At 32.8% G+C, this 19,289-nt stretch carries 20 protein-coding genes; 10 read left to right on the top strand and 10 right to left on the bottom strand.

Features of this window, described 5'->3' with window-relative positions:
- Window positions 1-8 precede the first annotated feature (8 nt).
- Both cobU and JC605_RS21680 read right to left on the bottom strand, forming a co-directional pair.
- Entirely contained in the window at window positions 9-518 is a 510-nt protein-coding gene (gene cobU, locus JC605_RS21685; RefSeq protein ID WP_198858181.1) for a bifunctional adenosylcobinamide kinase/adenosylcobinamide-phosphate guanylyltransferase, read from the bottom strand.
- 96 nt (window positions 519-614) lie between these two features.
- The gene (locus JC605_RS21680; protein WP_198858180.1) at window positions 615-977 is read right to left on the bottom strand and encodes a DUF5522 domain-containing protein; all 363 of its coding nucleotides are present in this window, start codon (window positions 975-977) and stop codon (window positions 615-617) included.
- 94 nt (window positions 978-1,071) lie between these two features.
- On the opposite strand from JC605_RS21680, the gene JC605_RS21675 reads away from it, so the two are divergent.
- The 3 genes from JC605_RS21675 (at window position 1,072) to JC605_RS21665 (ending at window position 4,114) form a co-directional block, all read left to right on the top strand.
- On the top strand, window positions 1,072-2,214 hold the full coding sequence (locus JC605_RS21675) for an ABC transporter substrate-binding protein (RefSeq protein WP_198858179.1): 1,143 nt from the start codon (window positions 1,072-1,074) through the stop codon (window positions 2,212-2,214).
- Window positions 2,215-2,276: 62 nt separating this feature from the next.
- On the top strand, window positions 2,277-3,242 hold the full coding sequence (locus JC605_RS21670) for an iron ABC transporter permease (protein ID WP_198858262.1): 966 nt from the start codon (window positions 2,277-2,279) through the stop codon (window positions 3,240-3,242).
- A gap of 95 nt (window positions 3,243-3,337) precedes the next feature.
- The gene (locus tag JC605_RS21665; protein WP_198858178.1) at window positions 3,338-4,114 is read left to right on the top strand and encodes an ABC transporter ATP-binding protein; all 777 of its coding nucleotides are present in this window, start codon (window positions 3,338-3,340) and stop codon (window positions 4,112-4,114) included.
- Between the two features lie 85 nt (window positions 4,115-4,199).
- Here the strand turns inward: JC605_RS21665 and JC605_RS21660 are convergent, their stop codons facing one another.
- Together JC605_RS21660 and JC605_RS21655 are read right to left on the bottom strand one after the other, a co-directional pair.
- Window positions 4,200-4,655 carry a tRNA (cytidine(34)-2'-O)-methyltransferase gene (locus JC605_RS21660; RefSeq protein WP_198858177.1) on the bottom strand — a complete coding sequence of 152 codons (456 nt, stop codon included), beginning with the start codon at window positions 4,653-4,655 and terminating at the stop codon, window positions 4,200-4,202.
- 67 nt (window positions 4,656-4,722) lie between these two features.
- Complete coding sequence (locus JC605_RS21655; RefSeq protein ID WP_198858176.1) at window positions 4,723-5,295, bottom strand: pseudouridine synthase; 573 nt, start codon at window positions 5,293-5,295, stop codon at window positions 4,723-4,725.
- A 390-nt stretch (window positions 5,296-5,685) separates the two neighbouring features.
- Between JC605_RS21655 and JC605_RS21650 the strand changes: the two genes are divergently transcribed.
- The 3 genes from JC605_RS21650 (at window position 5,686) to JC605_RS21640 (ending at window position 10,715) form a co-directional block, all read left to right on the top strand.
- Complete coding sequence (locus tag JC605_RS21650) at window positions 5,686-6,060, top strand: hypothetical protein (protein WP_198858175.1); 375 nt, start codon at window positions 5,686-5,688, stop codon at window positions 6,058-6,060.
- A gap of 154 nt (window positions 6,061-6,214) precedes the next feature.
- Window positions 6,215-6,967: an SDR family NAD(P)-dependent oxidoreductase gene (locus tag JC605_RS21645; RefSeq protein WP_198858174.1), complete on the top strand. Its 753-nt coding sequence runs from the start codon at window positions 6,215-6,217 to the stop codon at window positions 6,965-6,967.
- A 310-nt stretch (window positions 6,968-7,277) separates the two neighbouring features.
- On the top strand, window positions 7,278-10,715 hold the full coding sequence (locus tag JC605_RS21640) for a T9SS type A sorting domain-containing protein (RefSeq protein ID WP_198858173.1): 3,438 nt from the start codon (window positions 7,278-7,280) through the stop codon (window positions 10,713-10,715).
- Window positions 10,716-10,763: 48 nt separating this feature from the next.
- Here JC605_RS21640 and JC605_RS21635 read toward each other — a convergent pair whose 3' ends face one another.
- The 5 genes from JC605_RS21635 to JC605_RS21615 form a co-directional block, all read right to left on the bottom strand.
- Window positions 10,764-11,273 carry a MepB family protein gene (locus tag JC605_RS21635; RefSeq protein WP_198858172.1) on the bottom strand — a complete coding sequence of 170 codons (510 nt, stop codon included), beginning with the start codon at window positions 11,271-11,273 and terminating at the stop codon, window positions 10,764-10,766.
- 46 nt (window positions 11,274-11,319) lie between these two features.
- On the bottom strand, window positions 11,320-12,969 hold the full coding sequence (locus tag JC605_RS21630) for a hypothetical protein (protein ID WP_198858171.1): 1,650 nt from the start codon (window positions 12,967-12,969) through the stop codon (window positions 11,320-11,322).
- Window positions 12,966-13,442, bottom strand: a complete 477-nt coding sequence (locus JC605_RS21625; protein WP_255562404.1) for an RNA polymerase sigma factor — start codon at window positions 13,440-13,442, stop codon at window positions 12,966-12,968. Before JC605_RS21625 ends, JC605_RS21630 begins: the two co-directional genes overlap by 4 nt.
- A gap of 126 nt (window positions 13,443-13,568) precedes the next feature.
- A complete protein-coding gene (locus tag JC605_RS21620; protein WP_198858169.1) occupies window positions 13,569-13,970 on the bottom strand; it encodes a hypothetical protein in 402 nt (133 codons plus the stop codon).
- Window positions 13,971-13,978: 8 nt separating this feature from the next.
- Window positions 13,979-14,854: a protease complex subunit PrcB family protein gene (locus JC605_RS21615; RefSeq protein WP_198858168.1), complete on the bottom strand. Its 876-nt coding sequence runs from the start codon at window positions 14,852-14,854 to the stop codon at window positions 13,979-13,981.
- 187 nt (window positions 14,855-15,041) lie between these two features.
- Here JC605_RS21615 and rmuC point away from each other — a divergent pair, with 187 nt between their 5' ends.
- The 4 genes from rmuC to JC605_RS21595 all read left to right on the top strand — a co-directional run bounded on the left by rmuC (window position 15,042) and on the right by JC605_RS21595 (window position 18,283).
- Window positions 15,042-16,415, top strand: a complete 1,374-nt coding sequence (gene rmuC, locus JC605_RS21610; protein ID WP_198858167.1) for a DNA recombination protein RmuC — start codon at window positions 15,042-15,044, stop codon at window positions 16,413-16,415.
- Between the two features lie 75 nt (window positions 16,416-16,490).
- A complete protein-coding gene (locus JC605_RS21605) occupies window positions 16,491-17,039 on the top strand; it encodes an acyl-CoA thioesterase (protein ID WP_198858166.1) in 549 nt (182 codons plus the stop codon).
- Between the two features lie 41 nt (window positions 17,040-17,080).
- Window positions 17,081-17,476: a VOC family protein gene (locus JC605_RS21600; RefSeq protein ID WP_198858165.1), complete on the top strand. Its 396-nt coding sequence runs from the start codon at window positions 17,081-17,083 to the stop codon at window positions 17,474-17,476.
- A 240-nt stretch (window positions 17,477-17,716) separates the two neighbouring features.
- Window positions 17,717-18,283: a YceI family protein gene (locus tag JC605_RS21595; RefSeq protein ID WP_198858164.1), complete on the top strand. Its 567-nt coding sequence runs from the start codon at window positions 17,717-17,719 to the stop codon at window positions 18,281-18,283.
- A 4-nt stretch (window positions 18,284-18,287) separates the two neighbouring features.
- Here JC605_RS21595 and JC605_RS21590 read toward each other — a convergent pair whose 3' ends face one another.
- Window positions 18,288-19,199 (bottom strand): TIGR01777 family oxidoreductase, encoded by a 912-nt coding sequence (locus JC605_RS21590; protein WP_198858163.1) that lies wholly within the window; start codon window positions 19,197-19,199, stop codon window positions 18,288-18,290.
- Window positions 19,200-19,289 lie beyond the last annotated feature (90 nt).

Raw genomic sequence — 19,289 nt, 5'->3', positions numbered from 1 at the left:
ATTGAAATTTATCCTTTGATTTTAACCGGAATTCCAGAAACCATAAGTACAACTTGATCAGCATTGGTTGCAAGAAATTGATTCATCCAACCTTGCAATTCAACAAATTTTCTGCCTACGTGCGTTTCTGCATGAACTCCCATTCCGATTTCATTTGTTACGATAATTATATTCGCATTTTCATGTTTAGCAATGGCAAGAAATTCTTTTTTAGCCTCTTCCAAACTTAATTCGACATCATTTTTAGTATCAATAAAAAAATTAGTCAGCCAAAGCGTTACACAATCTATTAAGGCAGTTTTTTCAGAAAAATCAATTTCACTTAAATATTTTTCTTTTTCGATATTCGTCCAATGTTCGTCCCTTTCCTTCTGATGGCGATCGATTCGGTTTTGAAAATCAGCATCCCATTTTCGTGCAGTTGCTACATATAAAGGAGAATCGGAAAGCTCTAAAGCAAGTTTTTGAGCATAACCGCTTTTTCCAGAACGTTCGCCGCCAGTTACCAAGTAAATCATTTTTGTTAATTATGAGTTTTGAATTATGAATTATGAGTTTGGCCAAGTTATAAATTAATTATGAAGACTAACTCATAAATTTATAATTCATAACTTCTAATAAGGGCAATGTCGGCAGTTATTTCCGCAGCAGACTCCTCTTTTTAGATGAAACCAAGCTTTAAAAACATAGTTGCCATTTTCGATGTAGTAATCGATTCCTTCAATTAAATTATCATTTTTAGGCAAAAACATGGCCTTGTTATTAAGAGCCTTTTTTGGGGTTACAGTTTCGACATAAGCATCAATTTTATCTTCACAGGCTTCTTTAAAGCATATAGGGCAAAGGCAATCGCCTCCTTCTGATAGATTGAAAATAGGTGGATAATCATTACACCAGCACTTATTTTCGGGCGAAGTGTCGCCACATAAAAAAGCAGTTTCACAACTGGAGCAGATTTTTGTTTTTGGTACATTCATCAAATAAAAAGCGATTTGTTTAAATTTGTACGAATAAAGGTAAACAAAAAAAATAGAATTTGATTTACCTTTGTTGCCATACAAAACATAAAATATGAAATATTTTTTCCATAAATTACCAGTCGTTTTTGTGCTTCTTATCTTAATTGGATGCAAAAAAAATGAAGCGCAAGATGTTGTAAAATCTGCTACTGCCAAAGAAAGTATCGAGTTTGCTTCTGGACTTTCGATCATAAAAAACGAGGGCTATTCAATTGTAAATGTGAGTAATCCGTGGCCAAATGCTAAGGGGAGATTTACTTACATTTTAAAAGAAAAAGACGTACAAATTCCTGATAGTTTAAATAAATATATTTCTATAAAAGTTCCTCTAGAAAGTGTTGTGGTAACTTCGACTACCAATATTCCTTTTTTAGAAATGTTAGAAGTTGAGAATAAATTGGTCGGATTTCCGCATACTGATTACATTTCTTCTGAAAAAACTAGAGCATTAATTGACAAAGGTTCTGTGAAAAACGTTGGACAAAATGAAAAACTGAACATTGAACAATTAATAGAATTGTCACCAGATTTGATTGTGACATTTGGTGTAGATAACAACAATCCTATGCTAGATAATCTTAAAAAAAGCGGTTTAAATGTTTTGATTCAGGGTGATTGGATGGAACAGTCTCCACTAGGAAAAGCAGAATGGATAAAGTTATACGGTGCTTTATTTGGAAAAGAAGAAAAAGCAAAAGAGCTGTTTGATAAAATCGTTGAAAGCTATAATCAAGCCAAAAAATTGGTTGCCGATAAACCTGCAACTTCAAAGGTTTTATACGGTTCTATGTACGAAGATGTTTGGTATGTTGCCAAAGGAAATAGCTGGGTTGCACAGTTTATGAAAGATGCAAAAGCTAATTATTTATGGGCTGATCTTGAAGGAACTGGAAGCGAAGGTTTGTCTTTTGAAAAAGTTTTAGATAAAGCAAAAGATGCAAATGTTTGGATTGCTTCTGGATCTTTTAAAAGTTTGGATGAATTGCAGAAAGCAAATCCGCATTACTCAGAATTTGATGCTTTTAAGAATAAAACCATTTACAATTTTGAAGGCAAAGTAGGAGCGACAGGCGGTACAGTTTATTATGAATTAGCACCAAGTCGTCCAGATTTGGTATTGAAAGATTATATCAAGATTTTTCATCCTGATTTATTGACGAGCTACGAATTTACTTTTGCTTCTAAACTGAATTAATTTTGGTGAGTAAAACACGAAATACCATTTTATTTACCGTTTTGGGCATAGGTCTTTTGTTAATGTTTTTTGCGAGCATTAGTTTAGGATCGGTTACAATTCCGTTAAAAGATGTTTTTGCAAGTTTAACAGGAGGGCATGCGGCAAAATCAACATGGGAATATATTATTATTAATTACCGTTTGCCAAAAGCAATTACCGCAGTTTTAGTTGGAACGGGACTTTCTATAAGCGGACTTTTGATGCAGACGCTTTTTAGAAATCCGCTTGCGGGACCGTATGTTTTAGGGTTAAGTTCTGGTGCAAGTTTAGGTGTTGCTTTTGTAATTTTAGGAGCAGGATTTCTTCCTTCTTTTCTAAGTGTAATTGCATTGTCTTCTTACGGAATTGTTTTGGCATCAACTTTAGGAAGTACGTTGGTTCTTTTTTTAGTTCTTATCGTTTCACAACGATTGAGAGACACAATGGCAATTTTGATTGTTGGTTTAATGTTCGGAAGTTTTACAACTGCAATTGTAAGCGTGCTGACTTATTTTAGTACAGCAGAACAGCTTCAGAAATTCACTTTCTGGTCAATGGGAAATCTAGGTAACCTTTCTTGGACAACAATCGGAATTTTGACATTTTGCGTTGGAATCGGTTTGCTTTTAAGCGCCAAAAGTATAAAACCTTTAAATGCCTTGCTTCTTGGTGAAAATTATGCCAAAAGTATGGGATTGAATTTTAAACAAGCAAGATTAGTTATCATCTTTGCTACCAGTATTTTGTCAGGAGCGATTACGGCATTTGCTGGCCCGATTGCTTTTGTTGGTCTGGCAGTTCCTCATATTGCAAAACTGACTTTTCAAACTAGTAATCATACGATTCTATTTTGGAGCACTTTATTTTTTGGTTCGATAATAATGCTATTTTGTGATATTGTTTCTCAAATGCCAGGCTTTGAGGTTACACTTCCAATAAATGCTGTTACGTCTATAATTGGTGCACCGGTTGTAATTTGGTTATTAGTTAGAAAAAGAAATTTTTAATATTTTTTTGCCACAGATTAAAAAGATTTACACAGATTTTTTAATTATTAGACAAAGAAAAAACTTAGAATCTCAGAATCTTAGCACCTTTAAAAATGAAAAACATTCTATCAACTTCAAGTTTAAATATTGGATATAAATCCAAGAAAGGAGTTACGGCCATTGCTGAGAATCTTAATATTAATCTTGAAGCAGGAAAACTCATTACTTTAATAGGAGCAAACGGAATAGGTAAGTCGACTTTACTGCGAACGATTACTGGAATTCAGAAACCGTTGTCAGGAAATGTTTATTTGAATGAAAAAAAGATTTCAGATTATCAACCTTTAGAATTGGCGCAAAATTTAAGTTTAGTTTTAACCGAAAAATTGCCACCAAGCAATCTTTCTGTTTTTGAACTAGTTGCTTTAGGAAGACAACCTTACACCAATTGGGTTGATAAATTATCTGATGAAGATATTACTAAAGTTCATGAAGCTATGCAATTGACACAAATTGAACATTTGGCTTCGAAAAAACATTTCCAGATTAGTGACGGACAATTGCAGAAAGTGTTAATTGCAAGAGCTTTGGCTCAAGATACTCCCCTAATTATTTTGGACGAGCCAACAACACATCTTGATCTCCTTCATAAAGTTTCATTATTCAAGCTCTTGAAAAAGCTTACACAAGAAACTCAAAAATGTATTTTGTTTTCGACACACGATATCGATTTGGCTATTCAGTTAAGTGACGAAATGATTATCATGACCCCAGATAGTATAGTGCAAGACCAACCGTGCAATTTAATTTCTAACGGAAGTTTCAGCAATTTGTTCAAAGACGAACATATTATCTTTGATGCTCAAAAAGGGAAGTTTATTGTGAGTTAATATTTCGGCTGTCCTGCAAGGTTTTCAAAACCTTGTGGGTATAAATATTTCTAAGTTTTAAAGAAAATCTTGCAGAAAATCGAGATTATTTCTTCAATCCAATTTGTCTCTTAGCTTCACCAACAACAAAAGCAACCGAATTAGCAATATTAAAACTGCGAATAAGCGGTGACATCGGAATCGTTAAATGATTTTCGAATCTTGCCATAAAGGCTGCGCTCAAACCAACGCTTTCTTTTCCAAAAACTAACCAGTCGCCATCTTGAAATTCGTTTTCTAAATAAGATTTATCAGAATGCGAACTCATTAAAAACACGCGAGAATGATCTGGAATCTGTGCGATCCATTCTTCTACATTTTGATATTCGGTAACATCAAGATGAACCCAATAATCCAATCCTGAACGTTTTAGGTTTTTGTCATTAATAACAAATCCGAAAGGATGAATTAAATGAAGACGGCTTTCTGTGCCAACGCACAATCTTCCGATATTTCCGGTATTATTTGGTATTTCTGGTTCTACAAGAACAACGTTTAACATCTTTTTTAGTTATGAATTATGAGTTATAAGTTATGAGTTTCTGGAAATTGTCTAATTGGCACATTTTTTAATTATCTAATTGAAAATCGGAAACTTCTAAAGCTTCACCTGCTTTTAGATTTTGCAAATATACATTTCCTATTCGAACGCGAACTAAACGCAATGTTGGAAAACCAACAGCCGCAGTCATTTTTCTAACTTGACGAAATTTTCCTTCTCTAACCGTGATTGAAGCCCAAGAAGTTGGACCATGACGTTCGTCTCTTATTTTCTTCGCTCTTGCTCCAAAATCAGGAATTTCAGTTACGATAGATGCTTTGCAACGTTTTGTTTTGTATTTTCCACCGTCAAGTCCAATTTCTACCCCATTTTGTAATTGTTCAATTGCTTCTGGCGTAATTAATCCGTCAACCTGAACGTAATATTCTTTTTCAACCTTTTTACTTCGAACAAGTTCGCTCATGTTTCCATCAGTCGTCAAAAGAAGTAATCCTTCAGAATCTTCATCTAATCTTCCAATTGCCATTGTGCCTTCTGGGAAATCGTGCAATTCGCCCAAAAGCTTTTTCTTTCTTTTTAATTCATAAATAAATTGACTTAAGTAGCCGTAAGGTTTAAAAAGAATGAAGTGTCGATGCATTTTTAATTTTTTGCAAAGATAGTTCTTTCCTAAAATTAAAACCCATTACTGCTTTTGCGATTTTATTTTTTTGAGCCATTGATAAACAAACCAAATTGCAGTAACAATAAAAATGCCTATTAAAATGGAATAATAATTTTGAAAAAATTCATGAAAATAACTTCCAACAAAAATATAAATAGAAGCCATGCAAAGTTTAATCAAGATAAATTCGGAATTGGACCAGCTGGTTTTGATTTTGAAGAAATTCATAATAGTTAAGGTTGTTAAGTTGCTTTGAATAAAGGTAATAAAATAAAAAAACAGATGGCAATTATAAAAGAAAGCAATCTTAAGCCATAACTTTTTTGCGATTAGAATTTGTAATATTATAAACTAAAAGATAATGTTATGGAAACGAATAAATTAGGAACGAAAAAGATAAACGGAACGCAAAAAAATATAGACGAGTCTAAAGGAAAAAACGTTTCGCACGATAAAGAATTAAAAGATGCCAAACTGAATAAAGAATTGATTACAGATGCAGATGGCGATAAAAAGATTGTTGAAAGAGCTAGAAACGAAAATGAAGATATAAATGTAGCGAAGCATCAGATAAATCCAAATAATCCAAATGCAAATCGCGGAGTAGAAACAGAGGAAGAAGCAAATAAAACAGTAGAGAATAAAGATCGTAACTCTGATATAATTCCAAATCGATATTCAAACTCACATCCAGATAATCATGAAGATCGTGGAAACATGAAATTGGACGAAGAGAATTAGATAATACAAAATTTTAAACAAAATCTTGTCAATTTAATGCCAAATAACATAACATTAGCGCTTAACGTTAATGTTGTTTTAAACTCTTTTGAAAGCTTCGCCAATGCTCAAGTTCTTCGTAAATTAGAAGAATCAATTTAAAAACATATATAAAATGGCACTTTTAGAAAATAAAGTAGCTTTTGTATCTGGCGGAGGTTCAGGAATCGGACGTGCAGTGGCAGAAGCATACGCTCGAGAAGGAGCAAAAGTAGTAGTAGCTGATATAAATGTAGAGCACGGTGAAGAAACCGTAAAAATAATAAAAGATAAGGGCGGAGAAGCTTTTTTTGTAAAAGGAGATTCGTCGAGTGCCAATGACAATAAGCATATGGTTGAAGTTACGGTTTCAAAATATGGTCGATTGGATATTGCCTGTAACAATGCAGGAATGGGAGGGCCGGCAAAACCAACTGGAGAATATGAGCCAGAAGCTTGGGATAAAGTTATTGCACTTAATTTGAGCGGTGTTTTTTATGCCTGCCGTTATCAACTAGAACAAATGGAGAAAAACGGAGGAGGGAGTATTGTAAATATTGCTTCGATTCACGGACAAGTTGCCGCTCCAAATAGTGTCGCGTATACTGCAAGTAAACATGGTGTAGTTGGTTTGACAAAAAATATTGCGGTAGAATATGCTCAGAAAAATATTCGATGCAATGCTGTTGGACCAGGTTATATAGAAACAGCACTTTTAAAAGATAATTTGAATAAGGAAATGATGCAGGCTGTTGCGGCAAAATCTGCAATGAATCGTTTAGGGACAGCAGAAGAAGTTGCCGAATTGGTAACATTTTTAAGTTCTGAAAAATCTTCTTTCACAACAGGAAGTTATATTATAGCCGATGGAGGTTATACCGCAGTCTAATTATTTTTTAGAGTAAATAACATGACGATTGAAAAAGCAGTAAGCGAAAGTTTACTGCTTTTTTTTTTGCTGAAACTGCTGTATTTGTAGGAAACATGGAGTTTTTGTTAGTGTTTTTGAGATGCTTATTATTTGAGTAATGTTTTGTAATAAGGCTTTTTTGTTATTTTTATTTTAGTATCTTTAAGTATGTGTTAAGCTTTATTGAATTATATTGATAAAAAAGCAAACATTAAGTTGATGGTTTTGTAACATTCCCTTAATTTTAAAGAAGATAAATTTGAACTCTAAAAACTCTATTCTTTAACGTATGAAAAAACTTTACTTTTCGCGCCTTATTCTGGCTCTTTTGTGTTTTTTTGCTTGCTTTTCTGGAGATCTTTTTGGTCAAACTAATCCAGAGGCGCAAGAACCATTACCTTACAAACAAGATTTTGAATCATGGCTAGCTACAGATGCACAGTTTCCAGCAGGATTTCAAGGTTGGACACTTGGTGGTAATGATGGTGGAGTAACTCAATACTTGACTTCTCCAACTTTTACAGATTATAATACTATACTTATTGGCAAAGGTGCAAATACTAATTCAGGAGGTTTTTATAATTATGTTGGTAAACTAGGTTTTTTAAACACAGGAAGTGTCAATCTTACAATTGGTTTTGCTTTTTCAAGTGTTGGAACAACAAATGTACAGGTTACATATAATGTAATGACAATAAGAAATCCTTCTGATGCTACAAATACGAGAGTTAATGAAGTGATTTTGCAATATAGAGTTGGTACTACGGGAGATTTTATTTCACTTTTAGGAACGGCATATAGAAATAATTCTAGCAATCAAATTAGTAATACTACTGCGCCACAAAATCCTCAACTAAGAAAAATTACTTTACCTGCAGAATGTGATAATCAGCCTGTAGTTCAAATACGTTGGGCTTCAAGACAAATTTCAGGCAGTGGAGGGCGTCCATCTTTTGCAATTGATGATTTAGATATTAGAAAAGATACTTTCGCTCCAGCTAATATTTCAGGTTACCCAAAAGCAGCAAATGTTTTAGCAGAAAGTTTTGATTTTATTAATAAAATTGATGAAATTGGAAAAACGTATTATGTCTTACTACCAGGTGGTAGCGAAGAACCAACAATTGCACAAATAAAAGCAGGGCAGGATTCTAATGGAACTGCAGCTTTGCAAGCAGGAGTTTTTGATGTAACAAATTCTTCTCAAGAATATGTAGCAAGTTTTACAGGGTTGCCTTTAAATACAGCATATTCTATTTTTTCTATTTCAGAAGACATTGCAGGAAATATTCAAGCATCAGTTAATAGAGTAGATGTAACAACGCTAAGTGTTATGCCTCCTGCTATATCTCCTTCGGTTGCGGTATTAAATTTAGGTGGTACCGAACCAAATTTTGATCCTTTAGTTAAAAATTACCAGATAGGAGCTTCAGATCTTACTGCAAATGTAGTGGTTACTGCTTCAGGAGATTTCCAAATTTCAAAAGATAATGCAACATATTCATCATCTTTAACTTTTGTTCCAACCGATTTTGATTCTAATGCCACACCAACAGTTTATGTAAAATTCACTCCTACTTCAGTTGCCAGTTTTACAGGTTCAATAATTCATGAAACAACAGGTGGGACAACTAAAACGGTTAATTTGACAGCGCTTGGAGTAAATCCTTTAGTACAAAATTTTGACGATGCAAATGTTTTTGTAAACAGTAATTGGGTACAATATAATGAGGCGGGACCTTTAAACAAATGGTCTTATACTAACCAATCACGAAATGTTAACTCTGGAACTGGTGCAGTTTTAATGAACGGATATTCAGATGCTGGAGCTAGTAAAGACTGGTTAATTTCTCCAAGATTACGTTTAGATAGTTTTAACCACATTCCGTTATTATCTTTTTATTCTCGTCAATATTATGATGGACCATCTTTAAAATTAGTAGTTTCTACAAACTACGACGGAGTAAGTGATCCCAATACAGCCACATGGACGCCACTAGATGGTAAATTTCCAGGTAATACAGGAACTTACGAAAAATCAGAATATATAAATTTAATAGCTTATAAAACAGATCATACTTATTTGGCTTGGGTTTACGAAACGACTTCTGGTGGGCTTGATAATGCTGCAGAATGGTCTTTTGATGATTTTGCTATTATCGATGAATCAAAATATGTGGACTCAAACCCATTTTTAGATTTTGCAGATGTAAGCCCGAATTCGGTTTCTGCTAGTCAGTCTTTTGTTTTTAATGCTGCAGGTTATGATGATATTACTATTACTGCTCCAGCGTCTTACGAGTTATCATTAGATAATGTTTCATTTGCATCAAGTGTTATTGTTACTTCTGCCGAATCAGAAGCAGGAAAAACAATTTATGCAAGATTTGTTCCAACAACAAAAGAACCAACAATCTCTGGCGTTTTAACCGTTACAGGAAGCTCTCTAACTAAACAAATTGGTTTATTTACAGGAACTTCTATATTAAAAGCAGATACTTACGATGTAGTATCTTATAATTTAGAGTTTTTTGGAACCGATGTTAGAGATGCTACTGGTAAAGAATTTGGCCCAACGAATGATGCACTACAAATAGAAAACGCAGCTAAAGTAATGAACACATTAAATGCAGATGTTTATGTAGTTCAAGAAGTTTCTGATGACTTGGCTCTTGAAGAATTAATTAAAAAAATTAGCATCAACGGAAAAACATTCGACAAAACAATCTCAACTTCTTGGTCGTATTCATTTAAGCCTTTAGATCCTTATTATCCACCACAAAAACTAGTTGTGATTTACAATACACAAACAACTACTGTAAAAAGTACAAAAGTATTGTTTAAAGATTTATTCGATCAAATTCTTGCGAATACGGTGGTTTTACCAAATTATCCAGGAACAAAAACTCCAGAAGAGAATGATGATAGTTTTTTCTCATCGGGACGTCTTCCTTATTTGGTTCAAGTTGAGGCTAATATTGGCGGAATTAAAAAAGAAATTAACTTAATTGATCTTCACGCACGTGCAAACAGCGGAACTGATATTTCAAAATACAATCAGCGCAAATACGATATAGATTACCTTAAAGATGCATTAGATACAGAATATCCAAATTCAAATTTAATTCTTTTAGGAGATTTTAATGATGATGTAAAAGCTTGGGTTGGTAATGCAAATACACCGTCATCTTATCAGAAATTTGTAGAAGATACAACTGGTTATAATGCTTTGACATTAGGCATTAGTCAGGCTGGAGCTTATAGTTTTTTAAGTTCAAAAGGATTTTTAGATCATATTTTAATTTCTGATGAATTGAATGAAGATTACATAGATAACTCAATCGCAGTTTATGACCCAAGAAATTTTGTTAAAAACTATACCACAACAACTTCAGACCACGGACCGGTAATTGCTCGTTTCTATTTGAAAGAAGACGTACTTTCTACACCTGATTTTGGAGCGAAAAACAAATATTTCGTAAAAGCTTATCCAAATCCTGCAACAGATGTTTTAAATTTTGATATCAAAACAGCACAAGCAAGAGATTTGAAAATTAGATTATACGATTTTAATGGACGTGCCATTGGAAATCCAATTAACGTTAAAAATGAATCTGAAGTTAGTACTGCAGTTATTGCTGTTAATAATTTAGTCGCTGGAGTTTATTTTTACACGGTTACCGAAAACAATAAAGTTATTTTTAAAGATAAAGTGATTAAAAAATAAGTGCTTACTATTAATTGGAAAAGGCAGTCATTTTAAGACTGCCTTTTTTTATATAAATATTTTTCGGATTTCATTAAAATCGATTTGACCTTGATCGGTAAAAAGAAAGAAATAATCCAATTGCCATTTCTGTGTTTTTTGAGCTTGTTTGCTTGAGGTTTCATCCCAAGGCGGATATACTCTTGTCGCTCTAATTCCTTCTTTGTTTTGGGTAGAAAAAATACCTTTCTCTAACGCTATCTTTTTTGGAAAAATAAATTGTCCCCAATTCTGATCTTTTCGAACAGTGATAATTACAAAATCTATATCGTCAGAATAGGCGAAAGGTTCAATGATCCCAGTTTGATTGCGTTTCCATAAAGTAACAAACTGTCCTGTTTTGGTTGGAGTAACTTTTGCTTCTCGATAGCAAATCTTCTTATTGTTTATTAGAAAACGATGCGCCTTATATTCGTCACTTTCACTTTCTTTTTGCAAAGAAGCAAGCAATAATTCAGCCTTATCATAAACGCTTTCTTTGCTTAATAGCAAATCAGCTGGAGCAGTAGTAAAATTCATAAAAATTCAATTCTCAAGTATTCTTGAAAATTACTGCAAATTCTTGTTAGAAAGCAACATTAAGGCCAAAATTTAATCCCCATTGAAACTGGTTGAAAGACTGGCTGTTTAACGGATTGACATAATAATTCATAGCAGGTTCAACAAAAACATTGGTTTTTTTGTACACACGATATTGAACCGTACTGCTTAAAGTAGAACCATAAACGTAATCGTTAGCATTCATATTTTCTCCAATAGAATGTCCATCCAAATTCACATTGTTAGAAATTAGTTTACCAACAAAACCTCCAGTGTTTAAATTAATGCTGGCTTTATTTTTATTAAAAATAGAATAAGAAACCTCAAGTGGCATCTCAATATATCTTAAGTTTTGATCCAATTTACCCGTTTGCACGTTTTCATTCTTCAGAGCTTCTTTTGTGCTATTAGAAATCAAAAGATAATCCTGACTTGGTTGATTGCCAGCAGCAGCAACTGGATAAGAGTCTGGAGCAAAAAAAGCATTGTTTTTGGCACTTACATACGATACATTGGCAACGCTTTGGCCTAATTCGTTAATTTTTAAACCAGATCCAACAGCCCATTTTTTATTAATGCTGTATTTTGTTTTAACTCCATAAGAATTAGATTGTTTAGAATCGTTTACGTTGCCCAGAGTTTTTTCGTTTTTAGTGTTTTCAGAACTTGCAACACCAGCAAAAACAGCAACTGCCCATCTTTCTTTTTTATCAATCAAATTGTCTTTTTTCTCTTTTTCTTCTTTTGTCTTTTCAGGAGATAAAATACCTTTTTCCAAATTCTGAAGTTCAGCCAATTGAATAGAGTCTGTTTTGCTTAAAGTGTTATTAAGCTTTACATCGTCTTTTATGATAACTGCTTTATCCGTACGGTTATTTTCAGTTTTTACTGAAATAGAAGTATTCGATTTATATACATTGCTGTTTACAGAAGAGCTGTTGTTTACAGAAGAACTTTGGCTATTGAAAGCAATATTTTTGTTGTTTTTAGCTGTCAATTGATCGTCAAAAATAGATTTTGAGAGCGATTTGTTTGCTGTCGAGTTAAATTTACTTTGTTTGCCAAATGCAATACGTTCTTCAGAAATTCCTTTATTAGAAGTTTTTAAATTATTTCCTAAGATAGATTTGCTAGAAGATTTCACAAGCGATTTATCTTCTGAAATACTAGAATTCTGAAATGCAACCGATTCGTTTGGAGTATTGGCAACATTTGGAGTGCTATATTTAGAATCTTTTTTATTCGTTTTGTTTTTAGAATTTGTTTGAGCTACAGAAGTCTCTTGAACTTGAATTCCAGATTTGGTATTAAATTGATTTTTTCTTACTGAATTTTCATTTAAAGAATCTACCGTTTTACCAATATTTTTATTTTGATCTAGATTTTTGTTGCTAGAGTTGTTATTTGTTTTTTTGTCAAGAACAACACTATTGTTGCTGTTTTCTAAACCGCCTTTGTTGAGGTTGATATTTTCAGGCGAAGCAGTAAAATGTAATATTGAAGGTAGAAGCAACCCTAATAATAAGCATGCAGCAGCCGACCACCAAAGAACAACTCTCTTCTTCTTTTTAGGTTTGTCTAATTTTTCTTCAATCTGACCCCATAATTCTGGAGGCGGAACACTCGAAAAGTCTTCCATTGATGAAAAAATATCTTCTATTTTATGCTTCTTCATGCTGTTTTAAAATTTTTTATGCTCAAAATTCGCTTTTGTAATATATGTTTGGCGCGATTTAAATTTGATTTTGATGTCCCTTCGGAGATCTTTAGTAGTTCGGCGATTTCTCTGTGTTTCATTTTTTCAAATACATACAAGTTAAAAACCGTCCGATATTGATCTGGCAAATCCCGAATGTATTCTAGTAGTTTTTCCTGTTCTATCGGAATAACTTCTAATTCCTCTTCTTCTATAAAATCGGTGTCAGGATCAAAAACATCCAAATAGAAACTTTCTTTTTTCTTCTTATTTAAAGTCTCGATGAGTTTGTTTATAAAAATCCGTTTTAGCCAGCCTTCGAAACTTCCTTCAAACTTATACTGGCTTATTTTCTGAAAGGCAATTACAAAAGCTTCCTGAAAAACATCTTTCGCATCATCTTCATTCTTCATATATTTCAAACAGATGCCATATAAAACAGGAGAGAACAACTGATAAATTTTCAGTTGTCCCTCTCTGTCATTTTTAATGCACAGTTTGATATATTTTTCTAACTCGTCTTTCAAGAAATGGTTCAAATTTGATTTTGCAAAAATAGTTTTAAATAGCTTACAAAACTATCTTTTAAAAATAGTTCGAGTACCATCTTGATGGTTACTTACTATTGTTAAGTTTTGATTGTCAAGGTTTTCTATCACGTAGGTTTTGCCTTCGAACGTAATTAGATCACGTTCTGATTGGTCAAAATATGCTTTTCCTTTTTCTATCTGATAAAGACTGTTTCTTATTTCTACATTGTTTTTATAAGTAATAACTCTTCCGTTTTGGGTGAAGATAATTTTCTTAGTAAACCCAATTGATTTTGGGGTAGCCACATAAGGATTGCTAGAACCTCCTATAGATTTTTCCCAAATCCAAGTATTGATTATTGATCCTGTAATTTTTTCTTTAGAAGAATTTACAGAAATCATTGATGTAAAAAGAAAGCAGGCAATAAAAGATAAAAAGAGATGCTTCATGATTTAAATTATTTTAAGCTTGTAATTTTGTCTTGAATCTTTTTCTTGAATTGTTTTACGTCAGCACTTTGATCTGCTGTGTCATTGTTGTCTATATAAATTTTTGTAGTGTTTCCTGCTTGACGCAATTCAAAATAAACTCCACCCTGATCTCCTGCATCTGGAGTACCGTATGTTTTAGTTTGTCCTTTTAAAGCTAAAATCTCTGCAGGAACTTCTTTTAAAAGTAAAGTATATTCGCCTCTTTTAATTGTTGGAGTGTATCTGTATTGTCCAAAATCATATTGTTTTGCACCAACATTTAAGAATTTTAAAGTATTGTAATCGTTAATTTGGTAGAATTTTTGGCAATCTGAACTAGCACATTGGTTGTTAAAACTTCCAATAACAATATTATCTGCATTCTCTGTTGTTTTGTTGAAAATCATTCCTTTTGATGTTTTCGGAATCAAAACAAAATTAGTTGGGTAAGTTGGGGTTTGAGTTACATTTTCGCCGACAGCCGGGGTTTTTTCGTAATAGTTCACAACGATTTCGCAATTGTTTTCTACAATAGAGCTAATTACAATTTCGTAACCGCTTGTAGGTTTAGCGCCAGCAAAAAGTCCAACCAAATATTCTTTTGTAAAATCAATATTTGGGTCACTTGCAACAGGGCAATTGTTAGTATGTTTTGTAAAATATTGATTCATTTTTTCCTGAGATCCAACAACAATTGCGGCAGGATTATTTTGCAATGTTTTTTCGCTATAATTACATGAGAAAGGAAAACCAGTAAAATTTACAACAGTATTAGAACCACAATCTACATAGTTATTTCCATCATTAAGAGAACAGGCACTGAATCCGAAGGCTACAAATAAGCCAAGCATTATTTTTTTCATAATTATTTTGATAGGTTTATATTTTAGTAGATAGCAGTTTTAAAAAAAGGTTGCGTTGAGGTTCTTATTTTTTTTGAAAAAATAAAATGTTGGTTTAGTTTGAATTGAGAATGAATTAGTGAAATTTCCGTTTTAAAAACTAAGCACTACGTATTATTGCGTACTTTTACGTAAAATAAACTTAGTTATGTCTGATTATATACCGTTTTTATTAGGCTTTGTTGTTGCACTTTTTATGGGCATATACGTAGGTAGAATGCTTTCTGCATCAAAATTTCAGTCAGAAAAAGTCATTTCTGAGGAAAGATTGAATGCGTTAAACGGTCAATTGCAAATGCAGAAAGAGCAGTTTGAAAACGAAAAAAATAATTTTCAGAAACAATTGCAGTTAAATATTGCTGAGAAAGAAAACATCCGAACCGAAAAAGATAGTTTGGCAATTCAGCTTTCTAAAAAAGAAGTTGATTTTGAAAATTTATGGGAACGTCATAAAGAACAAAAAAGCGAAATCAATGAACTTCAGGAAAAATTCACTAAAGAGTTTGAAAATCTTGCGAATAAAATCTTAGAAGAAAAATCGGCTAAGTTTACCGAACAGAATACCGTTAATATGAAAAATATCCTAACTCCTTTGCAGGATAAAATTTTGGTATTTGAACAGAAAGTAGAACAAACACATAAAGAAAGCATAGATTATCATGCAGCACTTCGTCAGCAGATTATTGGTTTGAGCGAAATGAATGCGCAAATGAGCAAAGAAACCTTAAATCTTACTAAAGCTCTAAAAGGCGACAGTAAAATGCAGGGAAATTGGGGAGAATTGGTTCTAGAACGTGTTTTAGAAAAATCAGGATTAGAAAAAGGAAGAGAATATGAAGTCCAGCAAAGTTTTACCAATAGCGAAGGAAATCGTGTTTTGCCAGACGTTGTAATTAATCTTCCGGATGGTAAGAAAATGATTGTTGATTCTAAAGTTTCGCTTTCAGCTTACGAAAAATGGGTAAACGAAGAGTCGGAACTTTTAAAAATAGAATTTCTTAAAGAACATGTTATTTCTATAAAAAGGCATGTTGAGCAATTGGGAAGTAAAAACTATCATGATTTGTATCAAATGGAAAGTCCCGATTTTGTACTGCTTTTTATTCCAATGGAACCCGCTTTTGCAATTGCTTTAAACGAAGATCCCTCTTTATATACAAAAGCATTTGATAGAAATATTGTAATTGTTACGCCAAGTACGCTTTTGGCAACTTTACGAACAATTGACAGTATGTGGACGAATCAAAAACAGCAAGAAAATGCGTTAGAGATTGCAAGACAAGCAGGAGCTTTATATGATAAATTTGAAGGTTTTGTGTCCGATTTAGTCCGAATAGGAAATAAAATAAAAGACACTAAAACTGAATACGAAAGCGCCATGAATAAACTGGTTGACGGAAAAGGAAACCTGATTTCGAGCGTAGAAAGATTAAAAAAAATGGGAGCAAAAGCAAAGAAATCGCTTCCAGACAATATTATTGCAAGAGCGATAAATTCAGATGAAAATGAGTTATTGAATTAGAAGGGTAAAGACGCAAGAAGAAAGACTAACGTAATATAGAATACAACTAATCAAAAAAATACCAAAAACAAAAACATGAGTACAGATTTTAAACCCGTTTCATCATCAAAAGTTAGTATATCAGAATTAATGTTGCCTTCGCATACCAACTTTAGCGGGAAAATTCACGGAGGATATATTTTACAATTGTTAGATCAAATTGCCTTTGCATCAGCATCAAAATTCAGCGGAAATTATTGTGTGACTGCCTCTGTAGATACGGTAAACTTTTTGAAACCAATCGAAGTTGGAGAATTAGTAACAATGAAAGCTTCTGTAAATTATGTTGGAAGAAGTTCTATGATTGTAGGTATACGTGTAGAAGCAGAAAACATTCAGACAGGAGCTATCAAACATTGTAATTCATCTTATTTTACAATGGTTGCTAAAGATAAAGACGGAAAAAGTGTTCAGGTTCCAGGATTGATTTTATCTAATTTGGAAGAAGTGCGCCGTTTTAGAAAAGCAATAAAACATATCGAAGTTCGAAAAGAAGTAGAAGAACACGAAAAATTGACCAATATTAATTCTATCGAAGATTTGGCGAGCCTTGAAAAATATAATGTTCTTTTAGAAATTAGCTAAATTTTCTTATATTTATTGAAAACATTAAATATTTAGAAAGCATGGTCAAGTTTGGATATACAATTTTATATGTTGAAAATGTCGAAGAAACTATTTCGTTTTACGAAAATGCATTTGGTTTTTCGAGAAAATTTGTCACCCCAGATAATGATTATGGCGAATTAATTACGGGAGAAACAACACTTTCATTTGCTTCAAAAAAATTAGCTTCAAAAAATTTACCTGATGGTTTTATCGAAAGCAGTTTAGAAGACAAACCTTTTGCCATAGAAATTGGCTTTATTACAGAGAATGTTCCAGAAGTTTTGCAAAAAGCTACTTCTTTTGGAGCTGTTATTGTTTTAGAACCTGTAGAAAAACCGTGGGGACAAGTTGTAGCATACGCAAGAGATTTAAACGGATTTTTGATTGAGATTTGTACAGAAGTAAAAAGTTAAGTTTTGACAATATTTGACATCTCATACCTCTTATTTTTCAATTAAAACATTCACAAATATTTAGCATAAGTTCTAAAACTTCGCATACAAAAATTCCGTAACTTTAAGTGTAATTATTGGGTTACGGAAATTTTTCACTGAGTATTGCCGTTCGATTTTTTTCAGATTAATTAGAATCTGATTTTATTTTCTCTTAGTCAGAATAAATGGAATGACATAATTGTTTAAATGAAGACGATTATGAAAACAACTACTTTATTATTTTTACTTTTTACTGCTTTTTCTGTCATTGCCCAAGACAAATTTTTTACAAATACAGGGACAATAAATTTTGAAGCGTCTGTTCCGCTATTTGAAGAAGTGAGAGCTGTAAATAGACAAGTTGCCATACTTTTAGAACCTAAAACAAGTACTTTTATCTGTACTGTTATTATCAAAGATTTTCGTTTTAAATTAGATTTGATGCAAGAGCATTTCAATGAAAATTATATGCAAAGCAATCGTTATCCTAAAGCTGTGTTTAAAGGAAAGATTGAAAAATTTGATTTGAAAGATATTAATGAGGTTGAAAAACAATACCAAATAAAGGGCAAGCTTAATTTGCGCGGAAAGTCGAAGGAGATTATCGTAAATGCTTTGATAAAAAGAGTTCCAGAAGGAATTCAGGTTATTTCCGATTTTCCAATTGCAGTATCTGATTTCAATATTAGTATTCCAACTACTATTGCGGCTAAAATTGCAAAAACGGCCAATACAGAACTCACGGGTGTTGTGCGCAGTGATGACACGATGCTAACACTTAAGTAAAAAACTACTTTATACAGTTTATAAGTGTCTTTTCTAGATCGGTAAACTGAAACTCAAAACCTGTTTTCTGAATTTTTTCTGAAGAAACACGTTGTCCTGTCAAGACAGCTACACTCATTTGCCCAAGTAAAATCTTTAACACAAAAGGCGGAACTTTTGGCAGCCATATGCTATAATCGTATAGTTTTGCCATAGTTTTAGAAAATCGAGCATTTGTGGTATTGTCAGTAATACAAGCATTGTAGGCGCCTTCGAGTTGGTTGTCTTCAATGCTTTTTAAATAAATCTGACATAAATCTTCAACATGAATCCAAGGTAGATATTGTTTGCCTGAACCTAATATGGCACCAAAACCGGACTTAAAAGTAGGAATCATTTTTTTTAAGAAACCTTCATTTTTGCCCAAAACAATACCAGTCCTAATTTTGACTGTTCGAATATTTAAAGAACTAATTTTATCGGCAGCGCTTTCCCATTTTTGACATGTAATGCCAAGAAAATCATCAGCTGGCGGAGTATTTTCAGTACATATTTTATGACTTGTAATGGCACCATAAATTCCAATACCAGAAGCAGAAATAAAGGCTTCCAGTTTTTTATTGTTCATTTCTAAAACAGAATAGATCATTTCTACTGGTCTTACGCGGCTTTCTATAATAGCTTTTTTGCGTCTTTTGGTCCATCTTTTTTCTACTATTCCTTCGCCTGCAAGGTGAATGATATAATCGGCATTTAGAATTGCATTTTTATCAATGTAGTTTTTCTTTATGTCCCATTTATAATAAGTAATTCTTGCACTGTCTTTTTTATCAGAACGACTCAAAACGGAAACAGAAAAACCTGCTTCGATCAGAACATCTGTCAAATATTTTCCAATGAAACCAGTTCCGCCTGTTAATAGAACATTTTGAGCCATAATAGTTTATAATATATTTAACAGTGTATAGTGTTTAAGGATTAGTAAAGGTACTTAAACAATGTTTACCTTTATGGCAAATTCTAAATT

This window comes from Flavobacterium sp. IB48 (assembly GCF_016405855.1).
Lineage (GTDB): Bacteria > Bacteroidota > Bacteroidia > Flavobacteriales > Flavobacteriaceae > Flavobacterium > Flavobacterium ginsengisoli.
This window is presented reverse-complemented; position numbering and strand designations above follow the sequence as displayed.

Coding starts and splice junctions, on each gene's coding strand:
- JC605_RS21635 (WP_198858172.1), bottom strand. CDS start 11,273: ATGAATTTTACTACTGCTCCAGCTGATTTGCTATTAAGCAAAGAAAGC.
- JC605_RS21670 (WP_198858262.1), top strand. CDS start 2,277: ATGTTTTTTGCGAGCATTAGTTTAGGATCGGTTACAATTCCGTTAAAA.
- cobU (WP_198858181.1), bottom strand. CDS start 518: ATGATTTACTTGGTAACTGGCGGCGAACGTTCTGGAAAAAGCGGTTAT.
- JC605_RS21615 (WP_198858168.1), bottom strand. CDS start 14,854: ATGAAAAAAATAATGCTTGGCTTATTTGTAGCCTTCGGATTCAGTGCC.
- JC605_RS21680 (WP_198858180.1), bottom strand. CDS start 977: ATGAATGTACCAAAAACAAAAATCTGCTCCAGTTGTGAAACTGCTTTT.
- JC605_RS21630 (WP_198858171.1), bottom strand. CDS start 12,969: ATGAAGAAGCATAAAATAGAAGATATTTTTTCATCAATGGAAGACTTT.
- JC605_RS21590 (WP_198858163.1), bottom strand. CDS start 19,199: ATGGCTCAAAATGTTCTATTAACAGGCGGAACTGGTTTCATTGGAAAA.
- JC605_RS21660 (WP_198858177.1), bottom strand. CDS start 4,655: ATGTTAAACGTTGTTCTTGTAGAACCAGAAATACCAAATAATACCGGA.
- rmuC (WP_198858167.1), top strand. CDS start 15,042: ATGTCTGATTATATACCGTTTTTATTAGGCTTTGTTGTTGCACTTTTT.
- JC605_RS21640 (WP_198858173.1), top strand. CDS start 7,278: ATGAAAAAACTTTACTTTTCGCGCCTTATTCTGGCTCTTTTGTGTTTT.
- JC605_RS21675 (WP_198858179.1), top strand. CDS start 1,072: ATGAAATATTTTTTCCATAAATTACCAGTCGTTTTTGTGCTTCTTATC.
- JC605_RS21645 (WP_198858174.1), top strand. CDS start 6,215: ATGGCACTTTTAGAAAATAAAGTAGCTTTTGTATCTGGCGGAGGTTCA.
- JC605_RS21655 (WP_198858176.1), bottom strand. CDS start 5,295: ATGCATCGACACTTCATTCTTTTTAAACCTTACGGCTACTTAAGTCAA.
- JC605_RS21665 (WP_198858178.1), top strand. CDS start 3,338: ATGAAAAACATTCTATCAACTTCAAGTTTAAATATTGGATATAAATCC.
- JC605_RS21620 (WP_198858169.1), bottom strand. CDS start 13,970: ATGAAGCATCTCTTTTTATCTTTTATTGCCTGCTTTCTTTTTACATCA.
- JC605_RS21650 (WP_198858175.1), top strand. CDS start 5,686: ATGGAAACGAATAAATTAGGAACGAAAAAGATAAACGGAACGCAAAAA.
- JC605_RS21595 (WP_198858164.1), top strand. CDS start 17,717: ATGAAAACAACTACTTTATTATTTTTACTTTTTACTGCTTTTTCTGTC.
- JC605_RS21605 (WP_198858166.1), top strand. CDS start 16,491: ATGAGTACAGATTTTAAACCCGTTTCATCATCAAAAGTTAGTATATCA.
- JC605_RS21600 (WP_198858165.1), top strand. CDS start 17,081: ATGGTCAAGTTTGGATATACAATTTTATATGTTGAAAATGTCGAAGAA.